The organism is Roseovarius arcticus, from assembly GCF_006125015.1.
Lineage (GTDB): Bacteria > Pseudomonadota > Alphaproteobacteria > Rhodobacterales > Rhodobacteraceae > Roseovarius > Roseovarius arcticus.
Window position 1 is genome coordinate 3,161,458 of sequence record NZ_SZZN01000001.1, and the last position, 13,525, is coordinate 3,174,982.

At 60.4% G+C, this 13,525-nt stretch carries 15 protein-coding genes; 10 read left to right on the plus strand and 5 right to left on the minus strand.

Annotated elements, in window-relative coordinates:
* Positions 1–2: 2 nt before the first annotated feature.
* Positions 3–1,421: a dihydrolipoyl dehydrogenase family protein gene (locus MK6180000_RS15180; RefSeq protein WP_138935492.1), complete on the minus strand. Its 1,419-nt coding sequence runs from the start codon at positions 1,419–1,421 to the stop codon at positions 3–5.
* Positions 1,422–1,424: 3 nt separating this feature from the next.
* Positions 1,425–2,171: a TVP38/TMEM64 family protein gene (locus MK6180000_RS15185; protein WP_138935493.1), complete on the minus strand. Its 747-nt coding sequence runs from the start codon at positions 2,169–2,171 to the stop codon at positions 1,425–1,427.
* Positions 2,172–2,456: 285 nt separating this feature from the next.
* Between MK6180000_RS15185 and rpmH the strand changes: the two genes are divergently transcribed.
* From rpmH to yidD, 3 genes are read left to right on the plus strand one after another with little or no spacing between them, the layout of a single operon-like run.
* Complete coding sequence (rpmH, locus tag MK6180000_RS15190; protein ID WP_012177012.1) at positions 2,457–2,591, plus strand: 50S ribosomal protein L34; 135 nt, start codon at positions 2,457–2,459, stop codon at positions 2,589–2,591.
* Between the two features lie 23 nt (positions 2,592–2,614).
* Positions 2,615–3,049, plus strand: a complete 435-nt coding sequence (gene rnpA, locus MK6180000_RS15195; RefSeq protein WP_138935494.1) for a ribonuclease P protein component — start codon at positions 2,615–2,617, stop codon at positions 3,047–3,049.
* Positions 3,046–3,267 (plus strand): membrane protein insertion efficiency factor YidD, encoded by a 222-nt coding sequence (gene yidD, locus MK6180000_RS15200; RefSeq protein ID WP_138935495.1) that lies wholly within the window; start codon positions 3,046–3,048, stop codon positions 3,265–3,267. The genes rnpA and yidD overlap by 4 nt, the downstream gene beginning before the upstream one ends.
* Before the next feature lie 8 nt (positions 3,268–3,275).
* On the opposite strand, the gene MK6180000_RS15205 is transcribed toward yidD, so the two are convergent.
* Positions 3,276–3,791: a superoxide dismutase family protein gene (locus tag MK6180000_RS15205; RefSeq protein ID WP_138935496.1), complete on the minus strand. Its 516-nt coding sequence runs from the start codon at positions 3,789–3,791 to the stop codon at positions 3,276–3,278.
* A gap of 101 nt (positions 3,792–3,892) precedes the next feature.
* Between MK6180000_RS15205 and ttcA the strand changes: the two genes are divergently transcribed.
* The 7 genes from ttcA (at position 3,893) to MK6180000_RS15240 (ending at position 11,357) form a co-directional block, all read left to right on the plus strand.
* Entirely contained in the window at positions 3,893–4,771 is an 879-nt protein-coding gene (gene ttcA / locus MK6180000_RS15210) for a tRNA 2-thiocytidine(32) synthetase TtcA (RefSeq protein ID WP_138935497.1), read from the plus strand.
* A 56-nt stretch (positions 4,772–4,827) separates the two neighbouring features.
* Positions 4,828–6,363 (plus strand): putative bifunctional diguanylate cyclase/phosphodiesterase, encoded by a 1,536-nt coding sequence (locus MK6180000_RS15215; RefSeq protein ID WP_138935498.1) that lies wholly within the window; start codon positions 4,828–4,830, stop codon positions 6,361–6,363.
* A 240-nt stretch (positions 6,364–6,603) separates the two neighbouring features.
* Positions 6,604–8,418 (plus strand): membrane protein insertase YidC, encoded by a 1,815-nt coding sequence (yidC, locus tag MK6180000_RS15220; RefSeq protein ID WP_138935499.1) that lies wholly within the window; start codon positions 6,604–6,606, stop codon positions 8,416–8,418.
* On the plus strand, positions 8,415–9,161 hold the full coding sequence (locus MK6180000_RS15225; protein WP_138935500.1) for an MOSC domain-containing protein: 747 nt from the start codon (positions 8,415–8,417) through the stop codon (positions 9,159–9,161). The genes yidC and MK6180000_RS15225 overlap by 4 nt, the downstream gene beginning before the upstream one ends.
* Positions 9,161–9,814, plus strand: coding sequence for a ribosome biogenesis GTP-binding protein YihA/YsxC (gene yihA / locus MK6180000_RS15230; RefSeq protein ID WP_138936534.1), 654 nt, complete (start codon positions 9,161–9,163; stop codon positions 9,812–9,814). Before MK6180000_RS15225 ends, yihA begins: the two co-directional genes overlap by 1 nt.
* Before the next feature lie 53 nt (positions 9,815–9,867).
* Positions 9,868–10,728, plus strand: coding sequence for an acetylglutamate kinase (gene argB, locus MK6180000_RS15235; RefSeq protein ID WP_138935501.1), 861 nt, complete (start codon positions 9,868–9,870; stop codon positions 10,726–10,728).
* Positions 10,725–11,357: a ferredoxin gene (locus MK6180000_RS15240; RefSeq protein WP_138935502.1), complete on the plus strand. Its 633-nt coding sequence runs from the start codon at positions 10,725–10,727 to the stop codon at positions 11,355–11,357. The genes argB and MK6180000_RS15240 overlap by 4 nt, the downstream gene beginning before the upstream one ends.
* A 67-nt stretch (positions 11,358–11,424) precedes the next feature.
* Here MK6180000_RS15240 and MK6180000_RS15245 read toward each other — a convergent pair whose 3' ends face one another.
* Together MK6180000_RS15245 and MK6180000_RS15250 are read right to left on the minus strand one after the other, a co-directional pair.
* A complete protein-coding gene (locus MK6180000_RS15245; protein WP_138935503.1) occupies positions 11,425–12,189 on the minus strand; it encodes an amino acid ABC transporter ATP-binding protein in 765 nt (254 codons plus the stop codon).
* 13 nt (positions 12,190–12,202) lie between these two features.
* Positions 12,203–13,525 carry an amino acid ABC transporter permease gene (locus MK6180000_RS15250; protein WP_138935504.1) on the minus strand — a complete coding sequence of 441 codons (1,323 nt, stop codon included), beginning with the start codon at positions 13,523–13,525 and terminating at the stop codon, positions 12,203–12,205.

The following is a 13,525-nucleotide window of genomic DNA, read 5'->3' on the forward strand; positions in this document are numbered from 1 at the left end:
GCCTATGGCAGCCAGCGCTGCACAAAGCGCACCGCGCGCTTGACGCAGATACTATCAAATAGGCGCGGGCTAAAATAGGCTCCAGCGGCACGTTTGTTGACTTCTCCGATGGTGGGATAGGGGGCGACCATGGCGGCAATCTGGCTCATCTTCATGTCGTTTGCCAGCGCCAAAGCCCACAGCCCGATCAGCTCGCCCGCCTGTTCACCGGCAATGGACGCGCCTAACGGGCGGCCACGAACGACCATGACCTTGATCAGGCCGCGCGTCTTGCGTTCGGCGATGGCGCGGTCGTTATGCTCATATTCAAAACGCACGACCTCCAGCTTATCACCATGCTCCTCGCGGGCCTGCGCCTCGGTCAGGCCGACCTGCGCCAGCTCGGGCGCGGTGTAGGTGGCCCACGGAATGTGGCTGGTTTTCGCTTTGGCGGGCAGGCCCAGCACGGCCGAGCGGATGATGATGCCTGCATGATAGCTTGCAACATGGGTAAATTGCAGCCCACCTGCGACGTCGCCAATGGCATAGACGCGCGAGTTGGTGGTTTTTAGCCGGTCGTCAACCTTGATACCGCGTTTGGTAGTCTCGATGCCCGCTTTATCGAGGTTCAGCTTGTCGACATTGCTCTTGCGGCCCACCGCCATCAGCAAGTGAGAGCCCTTGAAAACGCGCCCATCCTTAGCCTCGACCTCAATGTTGCCCGCCTTGCCGCGTATCTCGGCAGCCAGCGCATCTTCGGCTATTTCAATGCCTTCCTCGCGCAGCGTATCCAGCACGATCGCGGCGGTTTCGGGATCGTCATTGGCGAGCGCCTTGGCGCCCTCGATCACCGTCACTTTGCAGCCAAGCCGCCGATGCGCCTGCGCCATTTCCATGCCGATAGGGCCGCCCCCTACGATTAGCAGATGCTCGGGTTGAGTACGCAAATCGAACAGCGTCTCATTTGTCAAATACGGCACGCTATCCAGACCCGGAATGGGCGGCACAAGCGGGGACGAGCCGGTGGCGATCACGATGCGGCGGGCCTTGATGACTGTATCGCCGGCCTGCACCTCGGTATCCGAGATAAACTCTCCGTATTCTTGAATCACTTGCACGCCCAGTCCTTCGAACCGCTCGACGCTGTCGACGGGCGCGATGGTGGCGATGACATCCGCAACATGATCCTTGGCGGCAGCATAGTCGACGCCTGGCACCACATTGGCCACGCCGTAGCGCGCCGCATGGGACTGCGCATAAGCCGCCTTGCCCGACGCGATCAGCGCCTTGGACGGCACGCAGCCGTAGTTCAAACAATCGCCGCCCATTTTGTGCCCTTCCAGCAGGACGACACGCGCGCCCATCTGGACCGCGCCCGCCGCAACCGACAGACCGCCCGAGCCTGCACCGATCACCAAAATATCTGTCTCAATCCGTTTCATGCCTCAAATACCTTTCTTGCCGCGTACGGCCTTTATAATGATCGGCAGCGCGGCGAGCGCACTGAGGCCCAGAAGAGGCGCGATAATCTGCGGCTCCCACAGCAGGCTAAGGTCGGGGCTGTCGCCGCGATCGAATACCTCGCCAAGGCCGACACCGATCCATGTAAAGACCAGCGCTCCGGGGATAATGCCAATCACGGTCGTCAGCACAAAATTGCGGAATTTGACGCCCACCAAGGCGGGCAGCAGATTGGCGACAAAAAACGGTACCGCCGGAACAAGGCGCATCAGAAACAGCACGCTAATCTCGTTCTCGTTCAGCCCGTCCTTGATTTTCTTTAGCGTGCCGTCGCTCGCGTCCAGCCGCGCGGCCAGCGTTTTGCCCAGCCCCATGCGGGCGGCCTGAAAAATGGCGATAGCGCCCAGCGAAGCGGCCGTCACATTGAATGTGGTTCCCCATATGATGCCAAAAAGAAACCCGCCAGTGACCGACGCGACTGCTGCACCGGGCAGCGAAAATGCCACGATGACAAAATAGATCGCCACGAACCCTGCGACCATCAGCGCGAAATGCGCGTCGCGAAAGGCCAGCAGCGCCTCGCGGTTCTCGCGCAGCGTGTCAAAGCTGAGGTAGTCGCGCAAGGTGAAGGCGCCAATGGCCGCCACCAGCACAATCAGCGCTAAAGGCGCATGGCGCAGCACCGGGTGCTTGCGCTCCGTCTGCTGGTCGTTCTGATCGGCCTTTTGCATGTGTGGTACCTTCCTCGGGGTTGCGGCAATTGACCATAGATGACCGCAAGAGCCCCCCCTGAATAGCCGTATCACGCCGCGTTGATCGCGCGTGAGGCATACGGGGCGTCTGAGGCACCTCAGACCCGTTCTTGTAACATCCCAGCGGGCATTTGTTGCAATAAGGGGCCCGGCGGGGTTTGACTTGGGCAAAACCGCCTACTATAGACCGAGCTTCGGAGATACCCGGATGGCTGCGCGATTCCCCGTAAACGCGCCCGTTCGCACAAATTTGGAGACGGAGCGATGAAACGCACCTTTCAACCCTCGAATCTGGTTCGCAAACGGCGCCATGGTTTTCGCGCGCGTATGGCTACAAAAGCCGGCCGCAAGATCCTGAATGCACGCCGCGCCCGCGGTCGCAAGTCGCTGAGCGCATAAGCGCCAGCGAGACGGACGGTAATATGACCCCGCCGGAGGCCCCCGATCACCAGACCGGGACGCTGCCACCGGCGGTTTTGTCATGTCCGGAGGGTACGTCTTTGACGGTCCTCAAGACGCGCAAGGACTTCTTGCAGGCCGCACGCGCCGGACGCCAAGGCACATCGTCGATGATGGTTCAGGCTCGCCTGCGCCGTGACGGCGAGACGGCGCGCGGTGTTCGTGTCGGTTTCACCTGCTCAAAGAAGGTCGGCAATGCTGTCGCCCGCAACCGGGCCAAGCGCCGCCTGCGCGAGGCCGCACGCGCCGTCCTGCCACTGCACGGTCTGGACGGCTGGGATTATGTCCTGATTGGCCGGTCCACCGTGACCGACAAGCGCGATTTTGCCGCGCTCAAAGGCGATTTGGTCTACGCGCTGCGCAAGCTGCACGGCAAACCAGACAGCTCTCCAAAATGACGCCATTAGCGTGGGCACTGTCGCTTCCGGTGCGCGGCTATCGCCTGCTCTTTAGTCCGTGGGTTGGCCATGGGTGCAGGTTCCATCCGACATGCAGCGCCTATGCGCTGGAAGCGCTGGCGAAACATGGCGGTATCCGCGGTAGTTGGCTGGCTATCCGGCGCATCGCGCGTTGCAACCCGTGGGGCGGGTCAGGCATCGACAACGTGCCCGACTAAGGCGTCTGTCACTTGGTTTGAGCAATCACACCGCACGCAACGCGCCCGCCTGCCCCGGCATCAGTCTGGTAGCTGTCAGCATTTTCGTGAATCATAATTGCCGAGCCGTCTTCGTCCATCAATGGGGCATTCCCATCTGCAACGCTCAGCCGCGCACTATAGAATTCGGCCATCGCAGTGCCATCATCGCCGACATGGATATTGGGCAAATCACCCGCATGGGCACCCTCCTCGGCCATCAGCCCGTGGCCTTTGCCGTCTGGTGCGTAGTGATCGCCCGCTGCATCAAACCCATCCTCGCACGATCCAATCTCGTGCACATGAAAGCTGTGCCAACCTGGCGCCAACCCCTTCAGCTCCGCATGGAACAATGTTCCGCTGCCCGCCTGCGAAATCTTGACATGGCCTCCGTCCCCGCCGTCTGCAGTGTTCAGCATCGCCATGGCGCCCGCGTCCTGCGCCAGCGCGGCGGAGCCAGTGAGCGCCGCAATTGCGGTGGCGGCGGCAAGAGTGAAACGTGTCATTTGAGAAACTCCTAAATTGAGTGTTATTGATACCAACGCGGCGCGCCCGCACTACGTTCCAGCCTCTTGCCCGGCGCTGCCAACTGCACTAGAGCCTGCCTATGCTGGATGATGCAAACGAGATTCACCCGCTCTTTCAGGGCGCGCCCCGCAGCACGGAATTCCGCAAGCTGCGCAAGCGAATCGTGCGCCTCGCCCGCGAAGCGATTGACCAGTATGGCATGGTCGACCGCGATGGCCCGCGGGCCAAATGGCTGGTCTGTCTGTCGGGCGGCAAAGACAGTTATACCCTGCTGGCCGTTCTGCACGAGTTGCAATGGCGCGGCATGCTGCCCGTCGATCTGCTTGCCTGCAATCTGGATCAGGGACAGCCGGGATTTCCTGCGACCATCCTGCCGGAATTCCTTGCCAAAATGCAGGTACCCCACCGGATCGAATACCGTGACACCTATTCAATCGTGGTTGACAAAATCCCGGCTGGCCGCACCTTTTGCGCTCTTTGCTCGCGACTGAGGCGTGGCAATTTATACCGTATCGCGCGCGAAGAAGGCTGCTCGGCTGTGGTACTTGGCCATCACCGCGACGACATCCTTGAGACGTTCTTTATGAACCTCTTTCATGGCGGGCGCCTTGCCACTATGCCACCCAAACTCGTCAACGAAGACGGCGATCTGTTTCTTTACCGCCCGCTTGCGCATGTGGCCGAAGTGGACTGCGAGAAGTTCGCGCGCGCGATGCAGTATCCCATCATTCCCTGCGATCTGTGCGGCAGTCAGGACGGGCTGCAACGCCAGCAGGTCAAACAGATCCTCGACGGCTGGGAATCAAACAGCCCCGGTCGACGTCAGGTGATGTTTCGCGCGCTGATGAATGCGCGCCCGTCGCACCTGCTGGACCCGCAGCTGTTTGATTTTGCCGGGCTTTCCGTGAGCCCCCTAAAAACTGACGAAAATTCTGACGGGATTCCGGACCTACGTTAATGGGCCGTTGAGACAGCGCGCGTAAGGTGACCCTAGGATTTCAAAGGGTTTTCCGAATGTCTCAGCGCTTTCTCCCTGTCTTTGCAGCCGTGTATGCGCATTTTCGCGCCCTGCTGAGCGGGCCTGCGGCCTTGGCTTTGCTGCCGGGTGTGGTGCTGGGCGGTTTTTGGCTGGGCGGCGAGCAGATGCTCATCATGCTGGCGCTCGGATTTCCTATATGCTTGCTTTTTGCCGGGGTTCATCGCAACTCAGGTGGCCCTGTGCCGGGCCGCGATGATAACGACGAGGCCGCGTTCGAGCACAGCATGGACGCTGCCGTCCTTCGGGCCAAACAGACGTCGCGCAGAACCGGATGCATCCTCTTGGAACTGGATGAATTCACCGACATGCGCGAGCGGTTCGGCAGCGCGGCGTCGGACGCCTTGATGGCGCAACTGACCGAGCGGGTGTCGTCGGTGCTGCGCAACCGCGACACTGTTCGCCGGATCGAGGATAATCTGCTGGCCGTCTGCATCGCACCTGTTCGGCAGTTGGATCTGGGCATCATATTGCAAATGGCCAGCCGTCTGCAGGCAGCGATGGAGGATCCGATCGTGATCGACGCCGCCACCGTTTACATTACGGCGTCTGTGGGACTGGCACTCGACATGAACGCGCCGGAGGCCACGGGCACAGGCCTCATCGCTGGCGCGACCATAGCGTTGGCCGAGGCGCGTCGGCACGGTCCATCCTCCATGCGGGCCTACAGCCGCGATATGCAGGCACCCGTTATCACGTGCAGCCCCGACCTAATTGACGCCGCCGTTGCTGCACTGGAAAACGGCGAGATCCAGCCGTGGTACCAGCCGCAACTCTCCACCGATACCGGCCTCATTAGCGGCTTTGAGGCGCTGGCGCGATGGTGCCATCCCACGCGCGGCGTCATCTCTCCTGCTGAATTCCTGCCAATGCTGGAGCAGGCAGGCGCGATGGAGCGTTTGGGCGAGGTGATGCTCTATAATGCGCTAGCGGCGCTCAAGGTCTGGGATGCCGCCGGCTTTGACGTGCCGCAAATCGGCGTAAACTTTTCGCCCGAAGAGCTACGCAACCCCTCCCTCGTTAAAAAGATTGAGTGGGAGTTGGACCGTTTTGACCTGCCCGCGAGTCGTCTGAGCGTCGAGATACTGGAAACGGTGGTCGCGCTATCGCCCGACGATACGGTGGTGCGTAACATTGCCGCGCTGTCGCGGATGGGGTGCCAGATAGACTTGGATGATTTCGGCACTGGCCATGCCTCGATCTCATCCATCCGGCGTTTTGATGTGCAGCGCCTGAAAATCGACCGATCCTTCGTGATGAAAGTCGACCGCGATCCAGAGCAGCAGCGCATGGTATCGGCGATCCTGACCATGGCCGAGCAACTGGGCCTCGCAACGCTGGCAGAAGGCGTGGAGACTGCGGGAGAGCACAATATGCTGGCGCAGCTTGGTTGCGGCCATGTGCAGGGCTATGGCATCGGACACCCAATTCCGCTGGATCAGACTTTTGATTGGATGCTCGCGCACCTCGCGCGGCTTGAGGCGCCGCCGGCCATCGGCCGCCAGATAGGCTAAATTGCCGACGAATAGCGACGAAACCGGCATGCGGGCGTTTCGGCACCGGGAATCCCCTTGACCTTTGGGGCCGCACTCTGTTGAACCCTCCCTTGACCCTCCCGAGGTGCCATGGACCGGTTTTGCAGCCTCGCTGCTCCGCACGGTTCGCGCCCGAGACGGATAAAGTTGCGCGCGTTTCAGGCCGCGGCCCACTTGGCTGGTCCGGCCTGACCCCCTAACAGATGAGTGGCAGCCCGAATGGACGACCAAAACAAGAACCTAATTCTCGCCACCGCGCTGAGTTTCCTCGTAATCATGCTGTGGTTCGTCCTGTTCCCCGCGCCCGAGGCCCCGATTGAGCCGCCTACCGAGGTCGCCACGCAGACCCCCGACGCCACAACCCCCGGCCTCGCCACCGAGCCGGGTGCCGTCGATGGCGCTGCGACAGAAGATGTAGGCGCGCCCAAGCCCGCTGATGCGCCCCGTATCGCCATCGACACACCCAGCCTTAAGGGCAGCATTTCGCTGCAAGGTGGGCGCATTGATCAACTTTCCCTGAAGAATTACCGCGAGACGACTGACCCCGATAGTCCCATCGTCGACCTTCTGTCGCCCGTAGGCAGCGACGCACCCTATTACGCTCTCTTTGGCTGGGCGCCGGGCGCGGGACTGGCACCCGAAATGGTACCGGGCGCGAACACGATCTGGCAGGGACAGCAAGGCACCACGCTGACGCCCGAGACGCCGATCACGCTAACATGGGACAATGGCGGCGGCCTGACATTTAGCCGTACGATATCGGTCGATGACAAATTCATGTTCAGCGTTGAGCAGTCGGTGCAAAATACCGGCGATACGACGGTCACGCTGGCACCATATGGTATTCTTGCGCGGCATGGTCTGCCCCGCGACCTAAAGAATTTCTTTATTCTGCACGAGGGCGGCATCCGCATGGCGGATGGCGAACTGACAGAAACCGACTACGATGATTTCGACCCAATCACAGGCGTTAAGACTATCGCGGTGGAGAAGGACGGCTGGACGGGCCTGACCGACCAATACTGGATGACAACGCTGATTCCGCGCGATAACGGCGGCTTTAACGTTACGACATTGCGGGATTCGCGGCGCGACATCTACCAGACGACGGCCCGGATGCCGACCCAAACGGTCGCGCCTGGCGCTAGCGCCACAACCCGGCTTGAGGTGTTTGCTGGCGCAAAGGAGTGGGCGACGATCCGCCACTACCAGAACGAAGATGGCGTCGACCGATTTGTCGACTCGATCGACTGGGGATGGTTCTTCTTCCTGACCAAGCCGATCTTTGCGGTGCTGCACTACCTCAACAATCTGATTGGCAACATGGGCTGGGCAATCATTGGCCTGACGCTGCTGATCAAGGCGCTTTTGCTGCCTCTGGCCTACAAATCCTACGTTTCGATGGCCAAGATGAAAGAGCTGCAGCCGCAGATGGAGAAGCTCAAGGAAGACGCAGGCGGCGACAAGCAAAAGCTGCAAAAGTCGATGATGGAGCTGTACAAGAAGGAAAAGGTCAATCCGGCCTCTGGCTGTCTGCCAATTCTGCTTCAGATCCCGATCTTCTTTTCACTCTACAAGGTGATCTTTGTCACGCTGGAGTTGCGCCATGCGCCATGGCTAGGCTGGATCGATGATCTCAGCGCACCTGACCCCTCGTCGATCTTAAACTTGTTTGGCCTGCTGCCCTTCGCCCCTCCCGGCCCCGAATCGATATTTGCGATCCTGTCGCTGGGCGTTTTGCCGATTTTGCTGGGTATCTCGATGTGGCTGCAGCAAAAGCTGAACCCGACACCTGCGGATGCGACGCAGAAGATGATCTTTGCGTGGATGCCGTGGGTCTTTATGTTCATGCTGGGCCAGTTCGCCAGCGGCCTTGTGGTCTACTGGATCGCGAACAACACGATCACCTTTACCCAGCAATACGCGATTATGCGCAGCCAAGGGTACAAGCCTGACGTGTTCGGCAACATCCTCGACGGTTTCAAGCGCAAGCCCAAGAAGGATGCGGCAGAGGCCGGAAAGGGCAAAAAGTGAACGCGCACGTCGCGGCGCTCTGGCGGCACCCAATCAAGGGGCACGGCTTTGAGACGCTAAAGCACGTCCATTTGGCCGAAGGTGGCACGATGCCGTGGGACCGCCGTTGGGCGGTCGCGCATGAAGAGGCCAAAGTCGAGGATGGCGCCTGGTCCGCGTGCCAGAACTTCTCGCGCGGGGCCAAAGCGCCGCAGCTTATGGCAATCAGCGCTGTCTCAGATGAGGCGGCAGGCACCGTAACGCTTAGCCATCCGAACCGCCCCGACCTAACGTTTGATCCAGACAAAGAAGGTGCCGCGTTTTTAGACTGGGTGCGCCCCCTTATGCCTGAGGCCCGCGCGCAATCCGCCCGAATCGTCCGCGCCGGGGATCGCGGCATGACCGATTCGCCGTTCGCGTCGATTAGCCTCATAAACTTGGCCTCCAGCGCCGATTTGGGTGCGCGGATGGGACAAGACCTAAATCCGCTGCGCTGGCGTGCCAACATCCATTTAGACGGGCTCGCGCCGTGGGCCGAGCGTGAATGGATCGGCAAAGCTATCCGCATCGGCACGGTTGAGTTGGAGATCCGCGAGCATATCGTACGCTGCCTCGCCACCACAGCCAATCCAGAGACGGGCGTGCGAGACGCCGACACGCTGGGCGCGCTCGAGACTACGCTCGGCTGCAAGGAATTCGGCCTCTACGGTGTCGTCACGCGCGGCGGCGAAATCGCCAGCGGCGATACGGTGGAGTTGATATGATGGACAAACTTCCCTTTCCCATTGCAGACGAGCCTGACGTAGATGCGTCCGAACGGGGCCGCATCCTCTTTGCCGGTGAGACTGATTTCCTCAAGGGCGTCGTCGCAATGTCGGGCTTGCCCGAAGCGGACCGGATTGAGGTATGCTTTGCTGGCCGGTCGAACGTGGGCAAATCGACCCTGATAAATGCGCTGACAGGCCGCAAGGCGCTGGCGCGCGCGTCGAACACGCCGGGCCGCACCCAAGAAGTGAACTTCTTTACCATGGCTGACAGCCACTACCTCGTCGACCTGCCCGGCTATGGCTATGCCAATGCGCCGCTCGCGGTCGTCGAAAAGTGGCAGGCCCTGCTCAAGCGGTATCTGTCGGGCCGCCAGAACCTGCGCCGCGCCTTCGTGCTGGTCGACACGCGCCACGGGATCAAACCAGTGGATCATGAGATCATGAGCCTGCTGGATAGCTCAGCCGTGACGTTTCAGGTCGTGCTAACCAAGGCAGACAAGCTGCGCGGCACCGCGCTGGACGATATTCTTGCGCAGGTGCGCGGGGAACTGGCGCGACATCCCGCTGCCTTTCCCGAATTGATACTAACGTCTAGCGAAAAGGGCGAGGGCATCGCGACTTTGCGCACCACGATCGCGGATCTCGTCTAAGCCTTGCATGACGGCGCGCGCCGCCCGATAGTCGGCGGCCAAAGGGACAACAGATGAAGCGACGTGACATGAACCGCGACTGGATTTCAACCGCCCGCACCCTCTCCGAAGCGCTGCCCTATCTGCAACGCTACGACGATGCGATTGTGGTGATCAAATTTGGCGGCCACGCTATGGGCGACGACGAGGCGATGGAGACGTTCGCCCGCGATGTCGTGCTGATGCGGCAGGTCGGCGTGAACCCGGTGATCGTGCATGGCGGCGGCCCCATGATCAACGAGATGCTGGACAAGCTGGCGATCAAATCCGAATTCGTGAACGGCAAGCGCGTGACTGACGAGGCGACCATGGAGGTTGTCGAGATGGTCCTGTCGGGCCGAGTGAACAAGCGTATCGTGCAAGCGATCAATGCTCAGGGTGGGCGCGCAGTGGGCCTCTCGGGCAAGGATGCGAACCTCGTAATTTGCGATCCCGCTGATCCGGCTCTGGGGCTTGTCGGTGTGCCATCGGAGGTCGATCCACGCATCTTGCACACTCTATTCCGCGACGATGCTATTCCGGTTATCGCCCCGCTGGGCGCGGGGCGCGCAGGCGAGACGTTTAACATCAACGGCGATACAATGGCCGGCGCGATTGCCGCCGCGCTTAAAGCAGATCGCTTGCTATTGCTGACAGATGTGGACGGCGTCCGTGACGCCTCTGGCCATGTAGTGACCGAGCTAAAGGCCGATGCCGTGCGCGCCATGACCGCCGATGGCACCATATCGGGCGGCATGATCCCCAAGACCGAGACAGCGCTGCAAGCGATTGAGGGCGGCGTGCGCGCTGTCGTCATTCTGGACGGACGCGTACCCAATGCGCCGCTGCTCGAGCTATTTACCGAGCATGGCGCCGGGTCGATGATCCGCGCATGACAGACTATGCGGCCATCGCCCTCGCGGCGCAGGCCGCGGCGCTAGATGTCATGGGCGGAGTTCGCGAGGATGGCGGCACGATTGTTTTACTGGGACCGTCTCAGGGTTTCTGGCCCCTGTTAAAAAAAGCACCGGAATGGCTGGATGGGGAGGCCGATCCGGTCGACCGCTGGTCACGCCGGGTCATCGGTGATCTGGCCGCCGCACTTGGGGCCGAGCCGCTGTTCCCGTTTGGAGGCCCCCCGTACCTACCCTTTCTTCGATGGGCCATGGCGTCAGGCCGCGCATGGCAAAGTCCCGCGGGGATGCTGGTGCATGACACCGCTGGCCTGATGGTATCCTATCGAGGCGCGCTGCGATTTACGCAGACGATCATGTTACCTAAAACAGGCGTGTCGCCCTGCGTAACTTGCCCAGCGCAGCCCTGCATGACGGCCTGCCCTGTGGACGCGCTCAGCGCAGAGCGCGGCTATGACGTGACGGCCTGCCATACGTTTCTGGACACACCCGCAGGCGACGATTGTCTATCGCAAGGCTGCAAGGCGCGGCGGGCCTGCCCCGTATCGCAGAAATATGGCCGCGATCCCGCGCAATCAGCCTTTCATATGAGCTACTTCCACAAACGCTGAGCCGGACGGCAAAAGGGCGGCCCAAAACGGACCGCCCTCCAAATAATCTTGGCTCAAATAGGCGCTCTCAGTGGCCCAGAATCTGGCTAAGGAATAGCTGTGTGCGCTCTGAACGGGGGTTGTTAAAGAACTCCTCCGGCTCGTTCTGCTCCACGATCTGGCCTTGGTCCATAAAGATCACGCGGTTCGCCACCTGGCGGGCAAAGCCCATCTCGTGCGTGACGCAGAGCATGGTCATGCCCTCCTCGGCAAGTTCGATCATCGTGTCGAGGACTTCCTTGATCATCTCGGGGTCCAGCGCCGATGTGGGCTCGTCGAACAGCATGATGCGCGGCTTCATGCATAGGCTACGCGCGATTGCAACGCGCTGCTGCTGGCCGCCCGACAGCTGGCCGGGATACTTGTTCGCCTGATCGGGGATCTTGACCTTTTCCAAGAAATGCATCGCCGTCTTTTCGGCCTCGGCCTTGGGGACTTTGCGGACCCAGATGGGTGCCAGCGTACAGTTCTCCAAAATGGTCAAATGCGGAAAGAGGTTGAAGTGCTGGAAGCACATGCCGACCTCGCGCCGGATCTTGTCGATGTTCTTGATGTCCGAGGACAGCTTTGTCCCATCGACTTCAATCGAGCCTTTCTGATGCTCTTCCAGCGCATTGATGCACCGGATCAACGTTGACTTGCCTGATCCAGACGGCCCGCAAATCACGATGCGTTCGCCCCTGTTCACAGTCAGATTGATGTCACGCAGCACGTGAAAGCTGCCGTACCACTTGTTCATATTGCGGATCGAGATCGCGACCTCGTCCGAGACTTTCATTTGAGCTTCGGCCATGATTCAGTCTCCCTTAACGATGTCCGGTTGCGAGCTGACGCTCCAACCATTGCGAATATTGCGAAATTCCGTAGCAGACGACAAAGAACAACAGCGCGGCAAAGCTGAACAGCTCCCAGTAGACGCCGTTCCATTCGCTGGATGCTAGGATGGGGCCCCGGATCATGCCCACCAGATCGAACATCGAAATGACCGAAACCAGTGTGGTGTCCTTGAACAGACCCACGGCGATATTGACGATGCCGGGGATCGAGATCTTGAGCGCCTGTGGCAGGATGATCAGGCGCATTGCCTGCGGATAGTCTAGGCCAAGGCTGTCGCCCGCCTCATATTGGCCCTTTGGCAGTGCGGCGAGGCCACCCCGGATCACCTCTGCGATGTAGGCCGAGGCGAACATGGTGATCATGATGATTACCCGCAGGATCAAATCAAAGGTCGTGCCCGGCGGCAAGAAGTAGGCCAGAACCACGTTTGCAACGAAGAGCAGCGTGATGAGTGGCACGCCGCGGATAAATTCGATGAACACCACGCAAATGCCCTTGATCAGCGGCAGTTTCGATTGCCGCCCAAGCGCCAGAACGATTCCCAGCGGGATCGAAAGCGCAACGCAGGTGACGCCAAGGATCAGGTTCAGCATGAAGCCGCCCATGTCGCGTGACGGCACGATCTCCAACCTTGGTGGTTTTAGTCCAAACCAATCATTTACGAGATCGGCGATAAAAAATGTCAGCTCGCCGCCAATCCACCAAAAAAGCGATGCCGCCGCAATGCCGGCGAAAAAACCGAGGGCAAAGTTGCGTTTGACCAACCGCGCATAGACGGCGTACCCGACAATAAAACCGGCCAGCGCCAGAATGGGCGTCAGGATCGTGCCGCCCCAGATGAGGTAGTAGGCGGCGAACGGATAGAGCGCAGTGATGATTAACAGCTTACGCGGTAGCTTATAGAACATGACCGGGGCGATTGCGGCGAACAGCAGCAAAAACGCGATGCCGGGCCGCCAGTATTGATCGCTTGGATATTTGAATCCAAAGAGTAGCTGATTCCAGCGCTCGGTCAGGACCGAGAAGCAGGCTCCAACCTTGCCCTGCAACACTTCGCGGCATGCCGTCAGGCTGGGCGCGGTCCACACGCCATTGGTAAGCCATGGCCAGATCGCGACAAATACGACGTAGATCACATAAATCGCCGCGATAGTAAGGGCCGCATTCGCCCAGCTGCTGAACAGATTCGCGCGGACCCAATTGACCGCGCCCGCCTGTGTGTTCGGCGGCGGCGAAGCGGGGATGGCGGTATCGCGGACGAAGGCGACGGATTGTGCGTGTGTGTCAGACAT

Coding starts and splice junctions, on each gene's coding strand:
- rpmH (WP_012177012.1), top strand. CDS start 2,457: ATGAAACGCACCTTTCAACCCTCGAATCTGGTTCGCAAACGGCGCCAT.
- rnpA (WP_138935494.1), top strand. CDS start 2,615: ATGACCCCGCCGGAGGCCCCCGATCACCAGACCGGGACGCTGCCACCG.
- MK6180000_RS15205 (WP_138935496.1), bottom strand. CDS start 3,791: ATGACACGTTTCACTCTTGCCGCCGCCACCGCAATTGCGGCGCTCACT.
- argB (WP_138935501.1), top strand. CDS start 9,868: ATGAAGCGACGTGACATGAACCGCGACTGGATTTCAACCGCCCGCACC.
- MK6180000_RS15250 (WP_138935504.1), bottom strand. CDS start 13,525: ATGTCTGACACACACGCACAATCCGTCGCCTTCGTCCGCGATACCGCC.
- yidC (WP_138935499.1), top strand. CDS start 6,604: ATGGACGACCAAAACAAGAACCTAATTCTCGCCACCGCGCTGAGTTTC.
- yidD (WP_138935495.1), top strand. CDS start 3,046: ATGACGCCATTAGCGTGGGCACTGTCGCTTCCGGTGCGCGGCTATCGC.
- MK6180000_RS15180 (WP_138935492.1), bottom strand. CDS start 1,421: ATGAAACGGATTGAGACAGATATTTTGGTGATCGGTGCAGGCTCGGGC.
- MK6180000_RS15215 (WP_138935498.1), top strand. CDS start 4,828: ATGTCTCAGCGCTTTCTCCCTGTCTTTGCAGCCGTGTATGCGCATTTT.
- ttcA (WP_138935497.1), top strand. CDS start 3,893: ATGCTGGATGATGCAAACGAGATTCACCCGCTCTTTCAGGGCGCGCCC.
- yihA (WP_138936534.1), top strand. CDS start 9,161: ATGGACAAACTTCCCTTTCCCATTGCAGACGAGCCTGACGTAGATGCG.
- MK6180000_RS15185 (WP_138935493.1), bottom strand. CDS start 2,171: ATGCAAAAGGCCGATCAGAACGACCAGCAGACGGAGCGCAAGCACCCG.
- MK6180000_RS15245 (WP_138935503.1), bottom strand. CDS start 12,189: ATGGCCGAAGCTCAAATGAAAGTCTCGGACGAGGTCGCGATCTCGATC.
- MK6180000_RS15240 (WP_138935502.1), top strand. CDS start 10,725: ATGACAGACTATGCGGCCATCGCCCTCGCGGCGCAGGCCGCGGCGCTA.